This window comes from Enterococcus sp. MSG3299 (genome assembly GCF_050555765.1).
In the GTDB taxonomy this organism is placed as follows: Bacteria; Bacillota; Bacilli; order Lactobacillales; family Enterococcaceae; genus Enterococcus; species Enterococcus faecalis.
Map to the genome: position 1 here is coordinate 375442 of NZ_CP187869.1, position 20306 is coordinate 395747.

Genomic DNA, 20306 nt, shown 5'->3' on the forward strand with positions numbered 1-20306 from the left:
AATGACTTGGTTAAATAAACAAGTACAAAAACGTCCCGATCATCCTGCTTTTTATTTTCAGGATGAATCTTGGACGTTTTTAGAAGTGCAACAAGAAGTCAGCCATTGGGTAGCCACATATCAACAGGTGCTTGCACCAGAAGAAAAACGTGTGGCTTTATTCAGTAAGAACAGCAAAGAGTTGTATTTTTCAATTCTAGCCTTATGGGAATTGGGGAAAGAGTTATTATTTTTAAATACGCATTTGACACTTGCTGAACTGACTTTTCAGTTAAAAGATGCGCAAGTTAAAACGATTATTGGTGCGCCTGAAACGCAGGCTTTGTTAGAGGAGATTTCTTTTGTCGACGTTCAGCCAATGGTTAAAAAACAGCATAGTCTTTCACATCAGGAGTTTCAACAGCCAAGTGACTTAGAGTCGGTGGCTTCTATTATGTATACATCTGGAACTACAGGACAGCCTAAAGGGGTCTTGCAACGGTTTAAAAATCATTTGGCCAGTGCTAGAGGCACTCAAGAAAATATGGGGATTACTGCTGAAGATTGTTGGTTGTGTGCAGTCCCATTATTTCACATTAGCGGATTGTCGATTGTTGTTCGACAACTCGTCTTAGGTTGTAGTATTCGCCTTTACGATAAATTTGATGAACAGCAAGTGACACAAGATTTACAAGAAGGCCGTGGAACCGTCATTTCAGTGGTTGCGACAATGTTGCAACAATTATTGTTTGTCTATCCTGAAGCTGGCTACAGCGCCAGCTTTAAAGGAATGCTATTGGGCGGCGGACCGATTGCACCGGATAAATTAGCGCAGTGTGAGGAAAAAGGGATTCCAGTTATTCAATCTTATGGGATGACGGAAACGTGTTCGCAAGTTGTTGCCTTGAAATTTGAAGATGCGGCGCTGAAAATCGGCTCTGCTGGGCAACCGTTAAAAGATATGCAGATCAAAATTGTTGATGAACTAGGACAAGAACAGCCAGAAAAGCAAGTCGGGGAAATTTTACTTAAGGGACCAAACGTTGTTTCAGGTTACCTTAACCAGCGTCAACCTGAAAAATGGACAGCAGATGGTTGGTTTAAAACAGGCGACATGGGCTATTTAGATGCACAAGGTTACCTGTATTTGGTTAGTCGTTTAAGTGAACTCATTATCTCTGGTGGTGAAAATATTTACCCCACTGAGGTTGAACAGGTGTTACAGGCGATAACAGGAATTAAAGCAGCGGCAGTTGTAGGAGAACCAGATGCGCAATGGGGAGCCGTCCCAGTTGCATATGTGATTAGTGACCAAGAAATCACCTTAGCGCAAATTCAAGACCAGTGTTCACGAAAACTGGCAAAATATAAACGACCGAAACGCATTTATTTTTGTCATTCTTTCCCGCAAACAGCAAGTGGAAAGATTGCCAAACATCGTTTCATGACAGAAGAAAGAGAGGCGTTTTTAATCAGATGAAATTGCCTGATGAATTACGACAAGCCTATCAGAAGAATGCCCGTCAGTTCAGTTGGGTTTTTCCATTAGAAACAGAACAAACAGCCTTGGCAATTTTTGCCGCTGGTGAAAAGGCATACCAAGGAGAACGTTTTTTTTGGCAAACGCCGAAAAAAGATTTTGCTTTGGTTGGCTTCGGATATGAAACTATCTTAAAAGGCGCAGAAACAGAAACGCATCAATTGAATAACTTTTTAAAAAAAGAGGCGGCAACTCGTTTTCAAAATATGTCTATTTCTGGTACGGGGGCTCTTCTGTTTGGCGGTTTGCCTTTTGATACAGAACAAACGCCTACTGAGGCCTGGGGAGAGTTAGGGGAAGGTTGGTTTTATCTACCAAGTATTCTATTTACTTTTTCAGGTTCACGTATTTATGGAACGCTGAACTTTTCAGGTTCTAGTGAACAAGAAGTCGAGGAACGTTGGTCGACTTTGGTGGCTCAGTTTGATCGCTTGTTAGCTACCTGTGAGGAATTGCCAGCTGTAGCGGAAACAAAGATTGACAAGGAAGAAGTTGCCGTGACTGAATGGCTACAAGCTGTCAACGAAACAGTAGCAGTCTTAAGAGAAGATGGCCCTTTAAAAAAAGTGGTTTTGGCTCGACAACTTGCTGTGAGCAGTCCTGAAAAAATTCGAAGTAACCAAGTGCTCGTTAATTTAATGGCACAACAACAAAATACGTATTTGTTTGCTTTAGAAGCCAAAGACACAAGTTTCATTGGTGCAACACCAGAACGACTTCTGTTGGGTACTAAAGAAACGTTTGCGACCGCTTGTATTGCAGGAACCATTAAAACGGGTCAAACATCAGAAGAAACGAAAGCTTTAGGAGCACAACTTTTACAAGACCGCAAAAATACCGGAGAACACCAAATTGTGGTGGAACGTTTAGCGAAAGAGTTGGCGAAGATGACGACTTCTGAAAACAGTATTCAAGCACCCATTATTTTGGAAAATCGAGATGTACAACATCTTTATGTGCCAATCTCGGGTCAACGTAAGCCGGGAATTTCGTTCTTGGAAAGTGTGATGCAACTACACCCAACGCCAGCTTTAGGCGGTGAGCCCAAAGAGTTGGCAGTCGAATGGATTCGACAATATGAGCCAGGGAGTCGTGGGTTATATGGTGCGCCAATCGGTTGGATTTCAGGGAATGATGATAGTGGCGAGTTTGCTGTGGCCTTGCGTTCAGGTGTCTTTGCTGGTCAGCAAGGCGTTCTTTATGCAGGTTGTGGTATTGTTGCGGATTCCCAAGCAGAGCTAGAAAGAGAAGAAACGAAAATAAAATTTCAACCGATGTTACGAGGAATTGGAGGGCAGGTTTAATGAATCATCAAGAAACAATGACCGATTATTTAACGGCCTTTATTGAAGGCTTAAAAAATAGTGGGGTTGAACAAGCAGTCATTAGTCCAGGGTCCCGTTCCACACCACTGGCTTTATTACTTCATCGGGAAACCGCAATCCAAACTTTTGTCGATGTCGATGAACGTTCCGCTGCTTTTTTTGCTTTAGGATTAAGTAAAGCGAGTCAAAAACCAGTGGTCTTACTTTGTACCTCTGGAACAGCAGCTGCAAACTATTATCCAGCAATTTGTGAAGCCAATATTAGCCATGTGCCTTTAGTCGTTTTAACAACGGATCGGCCGCATGAGTTACGTCAAGTTGGTGCTCCTCAAGCCATGGACCAATTACAAATGTATCAAAATCATGTGAAATTATTTGTTGAAATGGCTTTGCCAGAAGCAACAGAAGAGATGTTGAATTACGCCTATTGGCAAGGCGCTAAAGGAGCAGCATTCGCGCAACAAACGCCTGCAGCACCTGTTCATTTGAATTTTCCTTTGCGGGAACCATTATTACCTGACTTAGAGAGAAAAACAAAGAGTTCTCAACAAACGGCTTTATTCGCTGGTCAATCAATCCTTTCTACAGAACAAGTGCAACAGCTAGCGGATCAATGGTACCAGAAAAACGGCGTTTTGGTTGTCGGTGGCAGTCATACAGAGGAAGAAGCGGCGTTATTTATTCAATTAGCCGAAGCTTTGCAATGGCCGTTACTAGCGGATCCTTTAGCAAACATTGTGACACATGGGCAAAATAGTGAAGTTGTTATTGCACACAGTGATCTGTTTCTAAATGTGGCGACCTTGCCACAAGAACCAGAAGTGGTAGTGCGTTTTGGTTCGCTGCCAATTTCTAAAAACATCATGTTATGGTTGAAACGCTTAGCAACGACAGAGACTGCTTTTTATTTTGTGGACGAAAATGGGCAATGGCAAGAGCAATTGAAAAAATCACAAACAGTTATTCAGGCAAAGGAAACCACGTTTGTAGAACAACTGCTAACGGTTGTCAAACCAAAAGAAGCGACTTGGTTAGCACAATGGCTCTTGCTGGAAAAAACGGTCTCTGAAGTTCTTCTAGAAACGCTGAACGCGACAGAATTAAATGAAACAACAGCCAGCTTAGCTGTTCACCAAACAATGAAAGAGAACGGTCAGTTATTTGTATCTAATAGTATGGCTATCCGCTACTTAGATCGATTTATGGATAGTCGCCCTTATCGGATGTTTGGAAATCGCGGCATCAACGGGATTGATGGGATTGTTTCAACTGCTTTAGGAATGAGTGCCGTAGCACCGACACAGCAAAACGTTCTACTGATTGGTGATTTAGCGCTATATCATGATATGAATGGTTTATTTTTGGCTAAACGTTATCAGTTGCCGTTAACAATTGTTTTATTAAATAACAATGGTGGCGGGATTTTCTCTTTTCTATCTCAACGAACTTTACGTGAGGACGATTTCGAGCCTTTATTTGGAACACCGCTTGATTTAGATTTTTCGTTAGTTGCTGAACTTTACGGTGCTTCGTACCAAGAAGTCAAAACAATCGCGGAGCTCAAGCAAATTTTACAAGCAGCGGCTGAAGAACCACAATTTCAAGTGATAGAAGTCAAAGGAAATCGCCAAGAGAATGTTCATTTGTACGAATCAATTTTAGCTGAAATTGGTAGACGAGTAGAAAGACAGGGGATTTCATGGAACGGTTAATTCGGGGGATGCAGTACCATTATCAATGGTTAACACCTTTTGATGCAAAGCGAACGACAGTAGTCTGTTTACACGGTTTCACAGGAACGTTAGCCACGTTTGCAGCCGTTTTTCCCAGTCAAACACCTTATAACGTTTTAGGCATTGATTTACCTGGGCATGGCGCGACTGCTAGTTTGGTAGCACCAGAGCGTTATACCATGAAACAGGTTTGCCATGATCTTGCTGAACTAACCGAATCGCTAAATTTGCCTTGCTTTTGTTTATTAGGCTATTCAATGGGCGCTCGAACAGCTTTAGGTTTTGCATTACATTATCCACAAAAGGTACAGCATCTTTTATTGGAAAGTGGATCACCAGGTTTGGCCACCGCCGCAGAACGTCAGGCTCGTATCTGTCAAGATCATCGTTTGGCGGAACGTCTTTTAGAGGAACCGCTGGTGGATTTTATTGATTTTTGGCAAGAATTACCGTTATTTCAAACGCAAAAAGCCTTGTCTGTGGCACAGCAAATGGCCATTCGTCAGGAACGTTTGAGCCAATCGGCCTTTGGATTGGCTAGTAGTTTGTGGTATATGGGCACAGGAGCGCAAGAGAGTTACTGGGAACGTCTAGCAGAATTGCAGCCGATTCCTACCGATTTATTGGTAGGCGGCGAAGATCAAAAATTTATTGGAATTGCGAAAAAAATGCAGGCACGTCAACCGTTGTTGAGGCTGACAATTTTTCCTGAAGCAGGACATTGTATCCATTTAGAACAACCAACGATTTTCTATGAAAAGGTGACAGCGTTATTGGAAGGAGCCATCTGAATGAACATTCAATCAATTGAAACCTATCAGGTTCGTTTGCCTTTAAAAACGCCGTTTGTCACGAGCTATGGTCGCTTGGAAGAAAAAGCGTTTGATCTATTTGTAATAACGGATGAGCAAGGAAATCAAGGGTTTGGCGAATTAGCGGCTTTTGAGCAACCTGATTATGTGCAAGAAACGTTGGTAACCGAACGCTTCATCATCCAACAGCATTTAATTCCGTTACTTTTAACAGAAGCGATTGAACAGCCGCAAGAGGTTTCAACAATTTTTGAAGAAGTTAAAGGACATTGGATGGGAAAAGCTGCGTTAGAAACTGCCATCTGGGATTTATATGCCAAACGGCAACAGAAGAGTTTAACTGAATTTTTTGGACCAACGCGGAGGAAAATTCCTGTAGGGATTAGTTTAGGGATTCAAGAAGACTTACCTCAATTACTTAAACAAGTTCAGTTAGCTGTAGAAAAAGGGTATCAACGAGTGAAGCTGAAAATTCGTCCCGGTTATGATGTGGAACCCGTTGCTTTGATTCGTCAGCATTTTCCTAACTTGCCTTTAATGGTCGATGCCAATTCAGCGTATACATTGGCTGATTTGCCTCAATTACAACGTTTAGATCACTATCAATTAGCGATGATTGAACAGCCTTTTGCTGCAGATGATTTTTTAGATCACGCACAATTACAAAGAGAACTGAAGACAAGAATTTGTTTGGATGAAAATATTCGTAGTCTCAAAGACTGCCAAGTGGCGTTAGCATTGGGCAGTTGCCGTAGTATCAATTTGAAGATTCCTCGTGTAGGTGGGATTCACGAGGCGTTGAAGATTACCACATTTTGCCAAGAAAATGATTTATTGGTTTGGTTAGGTGGTATGTTTGAGTCTGGTGTTGGTCGCGCATTGAATTTGCAATTTGCGTCACAGCCTACCTTTTCCTTTCCAGGTGATATTTCAGCCACGGAACGCTATTTTTATGAAGATATCATCACGGAACCTTTTATTTTAGAGCAAGGGACAATGGCCGTGCCTCAGGGACTTGGTATTGGTGTTACACTTTCCCAGACGAATTTGCTAAAATACAGTCAGTATCAAAAAATCATGTAATGATAACAAAATTGCGCCTATGACTATGCAGAGAAGCATAATCTAGGCGCAATTTTTTATTTTTCTAATTGACTCGCTGCGGCTTCATCCAAGAGAACCGTTAAATTTGGATGGAGTTGAAGAATAGAAGCAGGATACGTTTCTGTGACAGGTCCTTGGAGTACTTGTTTGACCATCTGAGCTTTTTGTTCACCATTTACAATTAGGACAAGATGCTTAACTTTCATGATGCTGGCTGGCCCCATCGTAACAAAGGTCATGCCTGGCTGCATCATTTCAGGAACAAACCAAGGCTCTGAACCAGTGACGGTCACTTGATAGGTTTCATTTTTAAAATGAGTGGTAGTGGGCATGTTCCCACAAAAATGACCATCTGCTCCTAAGCCAATTAACATCAAATCTAAGCCGCCTGCGTCAGCAATCCGTTGATCTTGTTGTTGAAAGTTTTCAACAGTTAATGGATGGATGTTTTGCTCGGATATTTCCGCAGGTGTCAAATACAGCGTCCGCAAATCTGTCAGAGTAATGCCTTCCTTTTGATGAGGAACGGGGATTTCATCAAAGTTATAATAATGAACATTATCAAAGTCAGATAAATTTTTCACAATCGAGGCTAATTTTTGGTAAACAAGTGTTGGCGTTTTGCCAGCGGTAATTGATAAATTCACTCGTTTATCTTGACTCATCGTGCTTAGAAGTAACATTTTTGCCCATTCGCTCATCGTGTCGAAATCTTGTTTAATTAAAATTTTCATACTTGCTCACTCCATTCTTTGAATAAGCTAAGTATAATTTGTGGGAACCATCCCATGTCAAGCTCTTCACAAAAAGGATTTAATTAACGGTATGCAAAAGAAAGAGGAGCAGCCGTCAAAACGACGACTACCCCTCTTTTTAAAGCTTAAGATAACCTACAACGAGTTAACTTTTTAGCTTTCTGCTCCACTTGCTCCAACGCTGGTCTAAACGTTCTTTTGACCAACACTGTTTAACAAAGAATTTTATTTTATTGTTCTTTTAACCATTTTTCTAGTTGTAAACGTTGCACTTTCATAGTAGCTGTGTGAGGGATTTCATCAAAAGCCATAATGATAGGTTCGTTTAAATGTGGTAAATCGGCTACTTGTGTCCACCAAGCGTCCCAATCCATTTCTTCCCCAGGGACAACCGCTAAAATTGGCTGAGGTTCATTTTCTTTGCCACGGACAATAATCACTTCTTCTAAGAAATCTAATGCATCCAATAAATGATCTTCAATAGCTAAATTACTGTCGATGTTTTCAATTAGATCTACTTGGCGATCTTTCAAGAATAAGTGGCCGCGTTCATCTAACATTCCGTAATCGCCGCTGTCCCACCATTCGCCGTAGACATTTTCTGCAAAGCGGGCATCTTCTTTGTAATATGTTAAGGCCCGTCCTTTTGATAAGAATTGGATATGGCCGTCCGTCATCGCAGGTAAAACTTGTCCTTTTTCATCAGTAATTCGAGCTTGTGTTAAATCCTCTAAACCAACACCCATGTCACGAGCATCTGAATCTTTTAGAGATTCTAAAGTATGCGCTCGTAAGATCATTGGCCCGCATTCACTTTGTCCATAAACTTGTAGGAAAATTGGTTCATTGGCAGCAGATGCTTTTAAGAAAGCCACCATTGTAGCGTTGTTAATTGCATCAAAAGTAGAATGATAATAATGGACACTAGCGAAAGCTTCAGGTTTTTCTTTGGCCAAACGAACCCATTGAACGAAGTTATTGGGGTGTGTTTCTACAGCGATTGGTTGATAGGTGCTGAACATTTCAGCGACTTTTTCGCTCGAAGCGTTTGCTAAAGGCATCATAGGGAAGCCCATGGCCATTAAAGAAGACACGCCAATGTTAAAACGAGAATGAACTGGCGAAATATGAAAGCCAACTAATTTCTTTTCAGCAATTTTTGTAAAAATGGTTTTTTGCCATTTTGTACGCCAACCCATAGAGTGATTGGAATGACAGATAAGTTTAGGAATACCTGTTGTTCCAGAGGTGTGGGTCATGTAGGCAATTTCGTCTTTAGTCAGTTCGTCTTGAGGAACTTCCGTGGCATCAGCTTCTAAAAGAGAAGCAACCGAAAGTTTTTTATTGGCAGAGCTGTTACGAACAGCTTGAACTTTTTCAGCAGTCACATCATCAAATAAAATATAAGGATCTTCTAAACGATCAACGAATACTTCAATTGTTTCAAAAGGTAAATGGTATGAAACCATTACAGGAACGGCTGCTAGATATGAGGCTGCAACAGCTAGTAAATACGTGTCGAATTTAGGACTTTTATAAATAATAATTTTGTCGCCTTTTTTTACACCTAAAGCGGCTAATTGATATGCCCGTTTCAAAATTTCTTGATGGCTTTCACCATAAGTTGTTTCTAAGCCAAGTGCAGGAAAAGCAGGCAAAGATTCATCAAAAATAATTGGAACAGTTGGTGTTTTTTCTGCGGCTTCTTGATAGTTTGTGTAGAGGTTTAATGGTTGATAATCAAGTAAGTGTGTCAAGGGAAAGTCTCCTTTGTAAAATAGTTTGTGTACAAATGTACAAGTTCACTTTATCCTATCATAGAATGGGTTCTTTTTCTACGTCAAAAATACAACGTTAAATGTTATTTTTTATTATTCACAAGCACAACGTTTGCTGTATCTGGCAAAGTTTCCTACAATAATTATGTAAGTAACAAGTTCTCAGAAGTGTAAAACTTTACAAAGGAGAGGAATTTACATGAAAAAAATCTATGAAACAACTATCATTAATACAGGTGGACGTGCAGGAGAAGTTCACTCACCGGATAAATCATTTTCTTATGCGGTTGCTTCGCCAGGTGTCAAGAAAGAAAATACAACAAATCCAGAACAATTATTCGCAGCGGCTTACAGTTCTTGCTTTAACGGTGCATTAGAATTAGTGATGGATCAAGAAAAAGTCGAAGGTAAAAGTACAGTAACTGCACGTGTTTCCTTATTCCAAGGAGAAGATGGATTTAGCGTTGGTGCTGAATTAGAAGTTCATATTGATGGGGTAGATCAAGCTAAAGCAGAAGAACTTGTTAAAAAAGCCCACGAAATTTGCCCATATTCTAAAGCAACAAGAAATAATATAGACGTTAAATTAACAGTGATTTAACTAAAAAAAGAAGCGCTTTGTCGTATAGACAAAGCGCTTCTTTTTTTTAGATAACAGTCCACAAATTATACATATTTAACAAAATAACTAAAAAAACAACTAAACTATAAATTTGGGCGACCCGTTGTTGAGATAATTTTTTACTGAAAAGACCGCCGACATAACCACCGAATAAAGCGGCAGGAATAATAGCCCAAAGCATTGTCAAATCAAAAACCGCAAAACCTGTGGTCAAGCCGATATTGCCAAGTTTGGCGAGTTGGGAGAAAAAAATAGTAATGATGGAATAAACAGTTGCTGATTTGATATCCATTCCAAAAAAGAGAATAAGGCAAGCTACATTAATGGGACCGCCACCGATGCCTAAAAAGGTTGATAGAATCCCTAAGCCTAATCCGACAATCAGAAAAATGCTCAATCCGTTGAGGTGTAAGTGCCAGTTGGAAAATTGATTGTAGAGAAGAACCAAAACCAAGGTCAGCAACATGATGATATATTGGATTAGTTGTACTTTTTCTTCATTTGGCGCTAGTGCAATCGCCTGATTAAGAAGTAAATCACCTAACATGCCGCCGACTAAGGAACCAAACGAAATACTCGCGGCTTTTTTCCATTCAATTTGGACACCATTTTGATACTGTTTATAAGTCGAAGAAATGGACATGACAAAAACAGCGACACTTGAATAGAACGCAATACTATTTAACGAATGGAACCCAAGAAAATCCAAAACAGGCTTAATAATGACGCCTCCACCCATCCCAGAGAGCGCCCCAACTGTATTGGATAGAAAAATAGTTATGAAATAAATCAGCAAAAACCGCACATAATCACTCCTAAACCGTTTTCTTTTAGTATAGCACAAAAATTATATAAGAAATGTAATTTCATTTAAAAATATTTTTAAAAAGAACTTGAAATGATATTTCTTTAATGGTATTCTACAAATACAAAAAAGAAAACGCATTCAAGGAGGATGAGAAAGCATGACAGTATCGATTGGTATTATTTTGATTTTATGTCTTTACACAGTTGTTGGTGTACTTGACCAAATTTCTATTCAGATTGGTCCATATACACCATTGTTTGCTGCAACGTTTACTGGCCTAGTCTTAGGAGATGTTCAAACAGGTTTGATGATTGGGGCAACGCTTCAATTGATGACATTAGGCGTAGCGACTTATGGAGGAGCAACAGTCCCAGACTTTCTTTCGGGGGCCATTATGGGAACGGCTTATGCAATCATTTCAGGGAAAGGGGCAGAGTATGGTATCGGAGTTGCGGTTCCGATTGGGTTATTATTAACACAACTAGATATTTTAGGCAGAATGGCTAATACGTTTTTCCAACACAAAGCAGATCGCTATGCGGAAGAAGGAAATTATAAAGGGGTCGAGCGTTGCAATGTTTTAGGAATTTTTCCTTGGACGATTTCTCGTGTCATCCCAGTTTTTATTGGCCTAGCTTTTGGTGAACAAGTTGTAAACGCTATCAATAATTGGATTCCTATTTGGGTGATGAATGGGTTAAAAGCAGCAGGTGCTATTTTACCAGCGATGGGGATTGCTATTTTAATGCGTTACTTGCCAATTAAAACATACTGGCCCTATTTTATTATTGGGTTCGTGTTACTTGCTTATGGGGCCCAATTCTTCTCAGTTTTAGGTGTCGCACTGGTTGGCTTGGCTTTAGCAGCGATTTATGTGATGAATCATAACAAAGGCGGCGCAGCTACAACAAGTGGCACGGTTATTTACGAAGATGATGAGGAGGTTGAGATTGATGACTAACAAATTAACAAAAAAGGATATTAATAAAGTTTACGTCCGTAATCTTTTTGGCTATCAGTGGGGCTGGAACTATGAAAAAATGCAAGGACTTGGTTACGCTTGGGTGATGATGCCTGCATTAAAGCGACTATACAGTGAAGATCCAGTAGCTATGAAGAAAGCCTTGAAGACACATCTTGGCTTTATGAATACAACGCCAGCCATGTCGCATTTAATTGTCGGAGCTGATATGGCTTTGGAAGAAGAAGTCGGCATTGAAGATGAAACGGCCATTACTGGCTTGAAAACAGGTCTAATGGGTCCGTTTGCTGGTGTTGGTGATACCATTTTTATCGCGATTTATCGTGCGATTGTTTTTTCGATTGCAGCTTACATGGCGCAAGGGGGCCAGGTTGTTGGGTTAATGATCCCGTTAATTGCCGGAGCAGTGGTCCTATGGGTTCGCTATAAATTTACTTGGATTGGTTACCATCAAGGGAAAAAAATTGCGACAGAATTTGCGGATAAAATGAAATTGTTTACGCAAGGTGCGGCTATTTTAGGGTTAACGGTGGTCGGCGGTTTGATTCCTTCGGTAATTACTTACAAATTAGATTTAACTTATAAAATGGGAGATGTAACATTATCTGTTCAAGAAATGTTGGATAAAATTTTACCCGCATTAATTCCTTTAGGGATTGTTCTTTTATCCTATTGGTTACTAGGGAAAAAGAAAATGAATTCAACACGGCTAATCTTTGTTTTAATTTTAATTGGCATGGTTTTAGGCAATTTACAACCAATGTTGGCTTGGGTTGGCGGTTTATTTTAAAAAAATAGTATATAATAGGAGAGATTTATTATGACAATTGTACATGCAAGAGTAGATGAGCGTTTAATTCACGGACAAGTTGCAACCGTTTGGACGAATACGGTTGGAGCACAAAGAATCATGGTAGTAAATGATGCCGCTGTCAAAGATCAATTACAAATTGGTGCCTTAAAAATGGCTAAGCCTGCAGGAGTTAAATTATCCATTTTATCAAAACGTAAAGCGATTGAAAAAATTTTAGCAGGCAATTATGATGAAGAAAAAGTCTTTTTAATTACGAAAGACATTGCAGACATGGCGGCTTTAATTGATGGCGGTGTCCCATTACAGAGCTTCAATGTCGGCAATATTTCTCAAAAAGAAGGCAGTCGAGCAATTAAAAAATCTGTTGCATTAACCGATGAAGATATTCAAACCGTTCGTCGTTTAACAGATAATGGGGTGACTATTACCGCACAGATGATCCCTTCTGAACCAAACGAAGCAATTTTAACTTTCATAAAATAGAAATGGAGATGAGAAGATGGAGCCAATCCGTTCAATCAGACAAAAATATAAGGACTTTTCCAAAGTAAATAAGAGAATCGCAGACTATATACTGAAGGATCCGACCCGTCTTCTCTCATTAACAGCAAACGAAATTGCTAGCAATAGCGAAACTTCTCCGGCGTCAGTTACCCGTTTTTCTAAACAATTAGGGTTTGACAGCTGGGAAGAGTTAAAACTATCCATTGCAGCGGTACAAGCTGCCAGTAACGGTAAAAAAGATATTGATCCAATTGTAGCGGCAGATGATTCGGTGGATACCATTTGTATGAAAGTGGAATCTTTATTAAATGCTACGATTGAGGATTTATTTTATACAGTGGATAAACAAGCCTTGGAACGAGCAATCGCGCATGTTAAAAAAGCGGAAAAAATTCATTTGGTTGGAATTGGTGCCTCTTCTTTAACGACTTATAATCTTTATCACAAGTTTAACCGCGCTGGTCGCCAAGCAATTTTTAATTATGATAGTCACATGATGTTGGAGTTTTTAAATTATGCAACGGCACAAGACATTTTGATCACGGTCTCCTATAGTGGTTTGACAAAAGAAGCCTTAATCGCCTGTGAAATTGCCAAAAATAGAGGTGCAACGGTTATTTTTATTACCAGTAACGATGGAGAAAACGTGCGATCATTGAGCGATGAAGTTCTTTTAGTCCCCAATAATGAGCACCTCATTCGAGTTGGGGCTATTTCATCGATTGCTTCGTCAATGGCAATTGGCGATGTTCTGTATTTAGGTTCAATTCAAGATGATTTAGACACAGAAATTGAACGCAATATGATTGAAACGAGTCAACTTGTCAGCCGTCTAAAAGAGAAGTAGGGGTGTGCAAGCAAATGAACTTAGAAGGATTAACGACAGAAGCCAGAAATGAAGCGACTAAAAAGATTGACCAAGTGTCAACATTAGAAATGGTAACTTTAATAAATCAAGAAGACCAAAAGGTAGCACAAGCAATTGAAAAGGTGCTTCCGCAGATCGCTGCAGCAATTGATGCAGCGGCAGAACGATTTAAAAAAGGGGGCCGTTTAATCTATTGTGGTGCAGGAACGTCTGGACGTTTAGGTGCTTTGGATGCGATTGAATTAACGCCCACATATAGTGTGTCGCCAGAACGCGCATTTGGTATTTTAGCTGGTGGTGAAAAAGCAATGTATCAAGCAATTGAAGGCGCTGAAGACTCGAAAGAATTAGCTATCGAAGATTTAACGCAACATCAATTGACCGCCCGAGATGTCGTAATTGCGATTGCTGCTAGTGGTCGGACACCATATGCTGTTTCCGCAATTGAATACGGAAAAAAAGTGGGTGCTCTAACCATTTCAGTTACCTGTAATAATCAAAGTCCGATGAATCAATTGGCGGAAATTGGGATTGCGCCAATTGTAGGACCGGAAGTCATTACAGGGTCAACTAGAATGAAAGCGGGTTCAGCACAGAAAATGGTGTTAAATATGTTTTCAACAGGAATTATGGTTAAAGTAGGGAATATCTATCAAAATTTGATGGTCAATGTACAACCAACGAACGAAAAATTAATTCAACGTGCCACGAATATCATTAAAGAAGCAGCAGAAATCGAGGAATCGCAAGCCAAAGAATACTTGGAGGCAGCACAGCTAGAAGTGGCACCAGCCATTGTAATGGCGAAAGCCCACGTTGATTTTCAAAAAGCCAAACAACTATTAGCAGAACATGACGGACGGATTTCAGAAGTTTTAGCATAGAAGTGGTGAACAATGAATCAAATCGCAATTCAAGAAACAATTCAGAGACTGATTAATCAGCAAGTCGTTCCGGGTGTCGCTTGGGGGACGATCACAGAAGATAGCTTATCAGAACAGTATACGGGCTTTTTAGGTAATACTGGTCCATTTGCAAGACAAAAGATTTCATCAGCTAGCCTGTATGATTTAGCGTCCTTAACGAAAGTTATTGGGACAACAAATCGAATGTTACAATTAATCGATACAAATCAGCTTACTTTTTCAACCACTGTGGGGGAAATCCTACCTGATTATCAAGGACTATCTTGTTCGATTGGGGAGCTTCTACTGCATCAGAGCGGACTGCCAGCTGATGTTGTCGATAAGAAAAATGTCACAAAAAAAAGCTTGCAAGAAATCATTTTAACGCATTCGTTATCTGAACGAGGGAAAACCACTTATTCTGATTTAGGGTATTACTTATTGGGAGAAATTATTCAAGTATTGGATCGCTGCTCATTAGAAGAGAGCTTTCAAACATACGTATTTCAACCAATGAACCTACAGCATACAAGTTTTACGGTCAGCGATTTTGCCCAGGCAGTGCCCACAGAGATTACAAAACAACGCGGCGTTATTCAGGGAGTGGTCCACGATTCGAAAGCCTATCAACTAAAAGCGCCAATTGGCAGTGCAGGTTTATTTGCAACTTTACCAGATTTACTCACTTTTGTTCAGTGTTTTATGAATAATCGCTACCCGTCTGGCAAACCATTATTTTCTGAAAAAATGTTCACTGCTCTCTGGTCTATGAATCAAGGGGGACGTACATTTGGTTGGGAAGTGAAAAAGACGCAAGCTGGGGTAGACTATTTGTATCATACTGGCTTTACTGGAACGGCGATTGGTATGAAAAAAGAGACCAAAGAAGCCCTAATTTTGCTGACGAATCGGATTCATCCCACTCGTGAAGAACGTGGTTTTCTGAAAGCACGAACAAAAATTTATCAGCAGTATTTTTAGGAGGATATGATGAAACCAAAATTAATTTTAATGAGCCATGGACGGATGGCAGAAGAAACCTTAGCTTCTACTCAAATGATTGTCGGGGAATTAGCAGATGCTGCGATTGTGTCAATGACCGCAGAAGATGGCTTGAGCGGCACGCAAGCAAAACTGGCAGCAATCTTAAAAGAAGCTGGCAATGTCCCGACGCTTGTATTAGCTGATTTAAAAGGAGGAACACCTTGTAATGTGGCTATGATGGCCATGGGCACTTATCCGCAATTGCGAGTAGTCGCTGGACTTAATTTAGCAATGGCAATTGAAGCAGCCGTCTCACCTGTGGAAAATGTGGATGAATTAGCTGCATATTTAACGCAAATTGGCCAATCTGCGGTGACCACGATTGACTTACCTGAATTAACAGATGAAGAAGAATTTGAAGAATAGAAAGAGGTCGGGACGGAACCGTTTAGCTCCGAGAAATAAGAAGGAATTTCCGAAAATTGCTTTTTAATTTTTGGAGAATTTCGGCTTATTTCCGAAGGAGTTGGTTCTGTTCCCGCCGTTTATCAGGTTTTGAGCCTGGAACAAAAATCCAAAGTGATTTTTGTCCCAGGCTCTTTTTTTAAGAACCAGGGATATTCCGTGGTTCGTTTTTGGTTGTGACAAAGAAAAAGAACAGACTTAGTAAAATAACTAGGATGCCATCGTTAAACATCGGATTTACGAAGTTTAAAATAGCACTTAAGATGACTGGCACGGTAGCACAATACGTAATAATTTTTAAACAATCAATCAAACGTAAAGAATAAAAACGTAATTTTGAATAGAGAGATGCACCGATAGCGGCAATCAGTAAGTCTAAAACTAAACCGATTAGAACAGGGTAGATAGCCACTAAAAAGACAATAAGTTTTGTCCACCAGGGGATCGCTGCTTCACTTAGCGCAGTCTTGATACTCTGAGCGTTAACGCCATCTAAGGTTCCTTTACTATAGGGGAAGATAAATTGGTCGGTGCCTAGAATTGATTCAGTTGCGCCTGAATTTGGTAAGGCGACTACAAATTCATCTTGTAAAAAAGCCAAACCAAACGCATTACCAATTAAATCTTTTTGGACATCAGCGGCTGTACGCTTTCCATCTGGATCAAACGTAAAAATAATCGAGTCGGTTTGATAAATAAAGCCAGATTCTTTAGCCTTTGTTTGCAACGTGCCATTTTCAATAGAAAAGTCAGGCAACTTTTCTGCAATTTTTTGGCCATCTTGTTGCACCTCTTGTAGCACAGAAAAGACTTGTTTGGTAATAGGTAGTGCTAAAATAGCACTTAAAAAAACAGCATAGAGAATTACTTTCCAAAACGCCATTTTTTTCGCATGCCGTAATTCTGAAACTGAAAAAAAGGCCTGCTTAAATAATTGCAATGTATTCATTTATTTACTCCTCACATCATTCTTCTACAGGTCATTCTAGCGAATTTATGAGGGAAACACAAGGTAATCTCCCTCTTTTGTAAAACTTTTCTTTTGGCAAGCAAACTATTTTGTAGAAAGCGGTTCACTCTGTTATCATAATAGTTGTATGAAAGACGTATGTTACATACTAAAAAATAGGGGGATTTAAAAAATGACTTACACATTACCAGAATTACCATATGCTTATGATGCATTAGAACCTTACATTGACGTGGAAACAATGCACTTACACCATGATAAACACCACAACACTTATGTGACTAACTTAAACGCAGCGATTGAAAAACATCCAGAATTAGGCGAAAAATCTGTAGAAGACCTAATTTCAGATATGAATGCTATTCCTGAAGATATCCGTACTGCCGTTCGTAACAATGGTGGCGGTCACGCAAACCATACATTCTTCTGGGAAATTATGGCACCAAATGCTGGTGGACAACCAACTGGCGCTATTAAAGAAGCAATCGATGAAACATTTGGTAGCTTTGATGAAATGAAAGCTGCTTTCAAAACAGCTGCAACTGGCCGCTTTGGTTCAGGTTGGGCTTGGTTAGTTGTGAATAACGGTAAATTAGAAATCACTTCAACACCAAACCAAGATTCACCATTAATGGATGGCCAAACACCTGTTTTAGGTCTTGACGTTTGGGAACATGCGTATTACTTAAAATATAAAAACGTTCGTCCAGATTACATTGAAGCATTCTGGAACGTTGTTAACTGGGATAAAGTAAACGAACTTTTTGCAGCAGCAAAATAAGTTTGCCAATTGTGAAGGAAAGAGTCAAATGACGGCTGTCATTTGACTCTTTCCTTTTACAAATCCAGGGTCGAAATAGTTGTTCGTTTATGGCATACTAAAGTAAGTAGGGAAAGATAACGGATACATAAAGAAGGAGCTAAAAAAATGAATGTTATGATGCAAAAAGTACACGGGTCAGAAAATGATTTCTTTTTATTGGATGAAACACAGTTTGAGCGTTCTTTAACCGCTGAGGAAATTGAGCAATTGCGCATCCAGTTATGTTCGCGGGAAACAGGATTATTGGCGGGAGCTGATGGGTTACTTTTGGTAGGAGAAGGGACTCACGGCACGTCCAATGCTAGAATGCGAGTGATTAACAGCGATGGTAGTGAAGCAAGCATGTGCGGGAACGGCTTGCGTACGGTTGCCCGTTATTTAGCTGAAAAAAACCAAGAAAAATCATTTACAGTTGAAACAATGTTTGCAGATTTGAAAGTACGTCAAGCCCCCAATTTAGCTGAAGAAGTAGCGACTTACCAAGTGGAAATTTCACCAGTAAGTTTTGAAGCAGTCACTATCCCAATGCATTTAGGGGTCCAAACATTAATTGATGAAATCGTACCAGCCTTATCTAAAACCATTCGCTTTACAGCGGTAGCAGTGCCTAATCCGCACCTTGTAGCATTTGTGGATCACGAAACCTTAAATGGTCCAGAATTTGAACGAATCGCTACCTATGTAAATAATGAAAATCCATATTTTCCAGAAGGGATAAATGTGAGTTTTGTTGAAATTCTTGGCAAAAATCAACTATTTGTTCGAACGTATGAACGTGGTGTAGGTTTTACAAGTGCTTGTGGGACAGCTATGTGCGCAAGTAGTTTACTTTATACGTTATTGAAAGATGGTGTTTTTTATGAAGAAATAACCGTCAAAAATGCTGGAGGTATGGTGAAAACAGTCGTCCACGAAACGTCTGATGGCAGTTATTGGATGGAATTAATTGGGAATGCCACGATTACGCATTTGATTGAAGGATCACTGACTGATTTACTAAATGGTGCATTTGAGAAAATAACTATCACTGAAACGAATGAACAAAAACATTATCAAGAATTTCTGCAAACACTTTCTCAAAAATAACAATTGTTCCTTGATAAAGCGCTCTTTTATTTTACAATTGTGTTAAGTTCTTGTTCCAAAAAATAAAAAATATTGCTTGAATAAGCAAACTATGAGAAAATAAAGGGCATGAATTAAGAATTATTCTTAGATAAACGAGGAAGTGTCTTATGAAACTATGGAAAAAAGTAGTACTGGGCTTCTTGAGCGTCTTGCTAGTGGTAGTAGCTGGGGTATGTGCTTACGGAATTAAGATGTATTCAGATGCCAATTCAACAATTAATGGGATCTATCAATCAGTTAACCGTAAGTCCAATAAAGGAGCCACGGCCAATATTGATGCGCAAGAACCATTCTCTGTTCTTTTAATGGGGATTGACACAGGCGATTTAGGCCGAACAGAACAAGGTCGTTCAGATACTACAATGGTTGTAACCATCAACCCGAAAGAAAACAAGTCCACAATGATCAGTTTGGATAGAGATATTCTAACAGATATTGTTGGAAATGACACACAAGACAAATTGAACCATGCCTATGCATTTGGTGGCGCCGAAATGGCGATTAATACAGTCCAAGAATTACTGGATATTCCCATCCATCACTATGTATCCATCAATATGAAAGGGTTAAAAGACCTGATTGATGCGGTAGGCGGTATTGAAGTAGATAATACGATTGGTGAATTTACGTTGGACGGTATTACTGTTCCAGCAGGTAAAATCAAGTTAGATGGCACGACAGGTTTGGCTTATGCGCGGATGCGTCACGAAGATCCTGAAGGAGATGTGGGTCGTCAACGCCGCCAACGAGAAGTTGTTGAGAAAATCGTGCGCAAAGTCATGAGTTTTGATGGTGTTTCAAAATATCGAAAAATTCTTGATGCTGTTGAAGCCAATGTAAAAACAGACTTAACTTGGGATGACATGATGGACATCCAATCAAAATATTTGTCTGCCTTTAAAACAATTGACTCTGAACAATTACAAGGATACAGTGCAACCATTGATGATATTTATTATCAAGTCCTAGATCCAAATAGCTTATACAAAACACAAACAACACTCAGAAAACAACTTGGTTTAAAAGAACATGCTTCTGAACGTGAAAAAGATTTAGCCTTTTATAATCAGTTTAGCTATGCTGTTACAGATACTGCACTGATTGGTGAATCTGGTGATTCAAGTGCCAATAGCTCTACTAGTTCGAGTAGCACAGCGGACACCACAGCCGGACAAACAGAATACAACGGCAATACGCAACAAGCAGCAGAAGGAACCTACGATCCGAATACGTACGTTGACCCAAATGCGTACACAGATCCAAACGCTTATGCTGATCCAAATACGTATGTGGATCCCAACGCACCACAATATTAATCTGTTAAACAAGCTCGAAAACTTCTATTTCTGATGGGAAATAGAAGTTTTTTTCTTTTATTCTAGAAATTTTTTTCAGAAGGTGTTATAA

General features: G+C 39.7%; 20 protein-coding genes. 16 read left to right on the top strand and 4 right to left on the bottom strand.

The window, feature by feature from the left end; genetic code table 11:
- The first annotated feature begins 1 nt into the window (after position 1).
- Genes IGL23_RS02000 through menC form a run of 5 tightly spaced genes read left to right on the top strand, consistent with a single transcriptional unit; the run spans position 2 to position 6472 of the window.
- On the top strand, positions 2-1459 hold the full coding sequence (locus IGL23_RS02000; protein WP_033594282.1) for an o-succinylbenzoate--CoA ligase: 1458 nt from the start codon (positions 2-4) through the stop codon (positions 1457-1459).
- On the top strand, positions 1456-2823 hold the full coding sequence (locus tag IGL23_RS02005) for an isochorismate synthase (RefSeq protein ID WP_033594261.1): 1368 nt from the start codon (positions 1456-1458) through the stop codon (positions 2821-2823). Before IGL23_RS02000 ends, IGL23_RS02005 begins: the two co-directional genes overlap by 4 nt.
- A complete protein-coding gene (gene menD / locus IGL23_RS02010; protein WP_033594260.1) occupies positions 2823-4556 on the top strand; it encodes a 2-succinyl-5-enolpyruvyl-6-hydroxy-3-cyclohexene-1-carboxylic-acid synthase in 1734 nt (577 codons plus the stop codon). Before IGL23_RS02005 ends, menD begins: the two co-directional genes overlap by 1 nt.
- Positions 4544-5368: a 2-succinyl-6-hydroxy-2,4-cyclohexadiene-1-carboxylate synthase gene (menH, locus tag IGL23_RS02015; protein WP_002364943.1), complete on the top strand. Its 825-nt coding sequence runs from the start codon at positions 4544-4546 to the stop codon at positions 5366-5368. The genes menD and menH overlap by 13 nt, the downstream gene beginning before the upstream one ends.
- The gene (menC, locus tag IGL23_RS02020; RefSeq protein ID WP_002361194.1) at positions 5369-6472 is read left to right on the top strand and encodes an o-succinylbenzoate synthase; all 1104 of its coding nucleotides are present in this window, start codon (positions 5369-5371) and stop codon (positions 6470-6472) included.
- A gap of 56 nt (positions 6473-6528) precedes the next feature.
- Here the strand turns inward: menC and IGL23_RS02025 are convergent, their stop codons facing one another.
- Positions 6529-7227 (bottom strand): glucosamine-6-phosphate deaminase, encoded by a 699-nt coding sequence (locus IGL23_RS02025; protein WP_023894895.1) that lies wholly within the window; start codon positions 7225-7227, stop codon positions 6529-6531.
- A gap of 251 nt (positions 7228-7478) precedes the next feature.
- The gene (locus IGL23_RS02030; RefSeq protein WP_002361196.1) at positions 7479-9005 is read right to left on the bottom strand and encodes an AMP-binding protein; all 1527 of its coding nucleotides are present in this window, start codon (positions 9003-9005) and stop codon (positions 7479-7481) included.
- A 220-nt stretch (positions 9006-9225) separates the two neighbouring features.
- Here IGL23_RS02030 and IGL23_RS02035 point away from each other — a divergent pair, with 220 nt between their 5' ends.
- Positions 9226-9627 (top strand): organic hydroperoxide resistance protein, encoded by a 402-nt coding sequence (locus IGL23_RS02035; protein ID WP_033594259.1) that lies wholly within the window; start codon positions 9226-9228, stop codon positions 9625-9627.
- A 46-nt stretch (positions 9628-9673) separates the two neighbouring features.
- Here the strand turns inward: IGL23_RS02035 and IGL23_RS02040 are convergent, their stop codons facing one another.
- Positions 9674-10444, bottom strand: coding sequence for a sulfite exporter TauE/SafE family protein (locus IGL23_RS02040; RefSeq protein WP_225581367.1), 771 nt, complete (start codon positions 10442-10444; stop codon positions 9674-9676).
- Between the two features lie 169 nt (positions 10445-10613).
- Between IGL23_RS02040 and IGL23_RS02045 the strand changes: the two genes are divergently transcribed.
- The 7 genes from IGL23_RS02045 to IGL23_RS02075 are packed head-to-tail and all read left to right on the top strand — an operon-like array spanning position 10614 to position 15939.
- Complete coding sequence (locus tag IGL23_RS02045; RefSeq protein WP_002358431.1) at positions 10614-11417, top strand: PTS mannose/fructose/sorbose/N-acetylgalactosamine transporter subunit IIC; 804 nt, start codon at positions 10614-10616, stop codon at positions 11415-11417.
- Positions 11410-12228, top strand: coding sequence for a PTS system mannose/fructose/sorbose family transporter subunit IID (locus IGL23_RS02050; RefSeq protein WP_010777381.1), 819 nt, complete (start codon positions 11410-11412; stop codon positions 12226-12228). The genes IGL23_RS02045 and IGL23_RS02050 overlap by 8 nt, the downstream gene beginning before the upstream one ends.
- A 30-nt stretch (positions 12229-12258) precedes the next feature.
- Positions 12259-12735 (top strand): PTS system mannose/fructose/N-acetylgalactosamine-transporter subunit IIB, encoded by a 477-nt coding sequence (locus tag IGL23_RS02055; RefSeq protein WP_002355337.1) that lies wholly within the window; start codon positions 12259-12261, stop codon positions 12733-12735.
- 16 nt (positions 12736-12751) lie between these two features.
- Positions 12752-13603 (top strand): MurR/RpiR family transcriptional regulator, encoded by an 852-nt coding sequence (locus tag IGL23_RS02060; protein ID WP_002355339.1) that lies wholly within the window; start codon positions 12752-12754, stop codon positions 13601-13603.
- Positions 13604-13617: 14 nt separating this feature from the next.
- Positions 13618-14508, top strand: a complete 891-nt coding sequence (murQ, locus tag IGL23_RS02065) for an N-acetylmuramic acid 6-phosphate etherase (RefSeq protein WP_002355340.1) — start codon at positions 13618-13620, stop codon at positions 14506-14508.
- 12 nt (positions 14509-14520) lie between these two features.
- Positions 14521-15510: a serine hydrolase domain-containing protein gene (locus IGL23_RS02070; protein ID WP_002379079.1), complete on the top strand. Its 990-nt coding sequence runs from the start codon at positions 14521-14523 to the stop codon at positions 15508-15510.
- Positions 15511-15519: 9 nt separating this feature from the next.
- Complete coding sequence (locus IGL23_RS02075; RefSeq protein ID WP_002363016.1) at positions 15520-15939, top strand: PTS sugar transporter subunit IIA; 420 nt, start codon at positions 15520-15522, stop codon at positions 15937-15939.
- A 178-nt stretch (positions 15940-16117) separates the two neighbouring features.
- Here the strand turns inward: IGL23_RS02075 and IGL23_RS02080 are convergent, their stop codons facing one another.
- Entirely contained in the window at positions 16118-16927 is an 810-nt protein-coding gene (locus IGL23_RS02080; protein ID WP_002355344.1) for a DUF1189 domain-containing protein, read from the bottom strand.
- 193 nt (positions 16928-17120) lie between these two features.
- Here IGL23_RS02080 and IGL23_RS02085 point away from each other — a divergent pair, with 193 nt between their 5' ends.
- The 3 genes from IGL23_RS02085 (at position 17121) to IGL23_RS02095 (ending at position 20215) form a co-directional block, all read left to right on the top strand.
- On the top strand, positions 17121-17729 hold the full coding sequence (locus IGL23_RS02085) for a superoxide dismutase (RefSeq protein WP_002361201.1): 609 nt from the start codon (positions 17121-17123) through the stop codon (positions 17727-17729).
- Between the two features lie 147 nt (positions 17730-17876).
- A complete protein-coding gene (dapF, locus tag IGL23_RS02090; RefSeq protein ID WP_002370226.1) occupies positions 17877-18857 on the top strand; it encodes a diaminopimelate epimerase in 981 nt (326 codons plus the stop codon).
- A 149-nt stretch (positions 18858-19006) separates the two neighbouring features.
- Positions 19007-20215, top strand: coding sequence for an LCP family protein (locus IGL23_RS02095; protein ID WP_002394662.1), 1209 nt, complete (start codon positions 19007-19009; stop codon positions 20213-20215).
- Positions 20216-20306 lie beyond the last annotated feature (91 nt).

Coding starts and splice junctions, on each gene's coding strand:
- IGL23_RS02000 (WP_033594282.1), top strand. CDS start 2: ATGACTTGGTTAAATAAACAAGTACAAAAACGTCCCGATCATCCTGCT.
- IGL23_RS02005 (WP_033594261.1), top strand. CDS start 1,456: ATGAAATTGCCTGATGAATTACGACAAGCCTATCAGAAGAATGCCCGT.
- menD (WP_033594260.1), top strand. CDS start 2,823: ATGAATCATCAAGAAACAATGACCGATTATTTAACGGCCTTTATTGAA.
- menH (WP_002364943.1), top strand. CDS start 4,544: ATGGAACGGTTAATTCGGGGGATGCAGTACCATTATCAATGGTTAACA.
- menC (WP_002361194.1), top strand. CDS start 5,369: ATGAACATTCAATCAATTGAAACCTATCAGGTTCGTTTGCCTTTAAAA.
- IGL23_RS02025 (WP_023894895.1), bottom strand. CDS start 7,227: ATGAAAATTTTAATTAAACAAGATTTCGACACGATGAGCGAATGGGCA.
- IGL23_RS02035 (WP_033594259.1), top strand. CDS start 9,226: ATGAAAAAAATCTATGAAACAACTATCATTAATACAGGTGGACGTGCA.
- IGL23_RS02045 (WP_002358431.1), top strand. CDS start 10,614: ATGACAGTATCGATTGGTATTATTTTGATTTTATGTCTTTACACAGTT.
- IGL23_RS02050 (WP_010777381.1), top strand. CDS start 11,410: ATGACTAACAAATTAACAAAAAAGGATATTAATAAAGTTTACGTCCGT.
- IGL23_RS02055 (WP_002355337.1), top strand. CDS start 12,259: ATGACAATTGTACATGCAAGAGTAGATGAGCGTTTAATTCACGGACAA.
- IGL23_RS02060 (WP_002355339.1), top strand. CDS start 12,752: ATGGAGCCAATCCGTTCAATCAGACAAAAATATAAGGACTTTTCCAAA.
- murQ (WP_002355340.1), top strand. CDS start 13,618: ATGAACTTAGAAGGATTAACGACAGAAGCCAGAAATGAAGCGACTAAA.
- IGL23_RS02070 (WP_002379079.1), top strand. CDS start 14,521: ATGAATCAAATCGCAATTCAAGAAACAATTCAGAGACTGATTAATCAG.
- IGL23_RS02075 (WP_002363016.1), top strand. CDS start 15,520: ATGAAACCAAAATTAATTTTAATGAGCCATGGACGGATGGCAGAAGAA.
- IGL23_RS02080 (WP_002355344.1), bottom strand. CDS start 16,927: ATGAATACATTGCAATTATTTAAGCAGGCCTTTTTTTCAGTTTCAGAA.
- IGL23_RS02085 (WP_002361201.1), top strand. CDS start 17,121: ATGACTTACACATTACCAGAATTACCATATGCTTATGATGCATTAGAA.
- dapF (WP_002370226.1), top strand. CDS start 17,877: ATGAATGTTATGATGCAAAAAGTACACGGGTCAGAAAATGATTTCTTT.
- IGL23_RS02095 (WP_002394662.1), top strand. CDS start 19,007: ATGAAACTATGGAAAAAAGTAGTACTGGGCTTCTTGAGCGTCTTGCTA.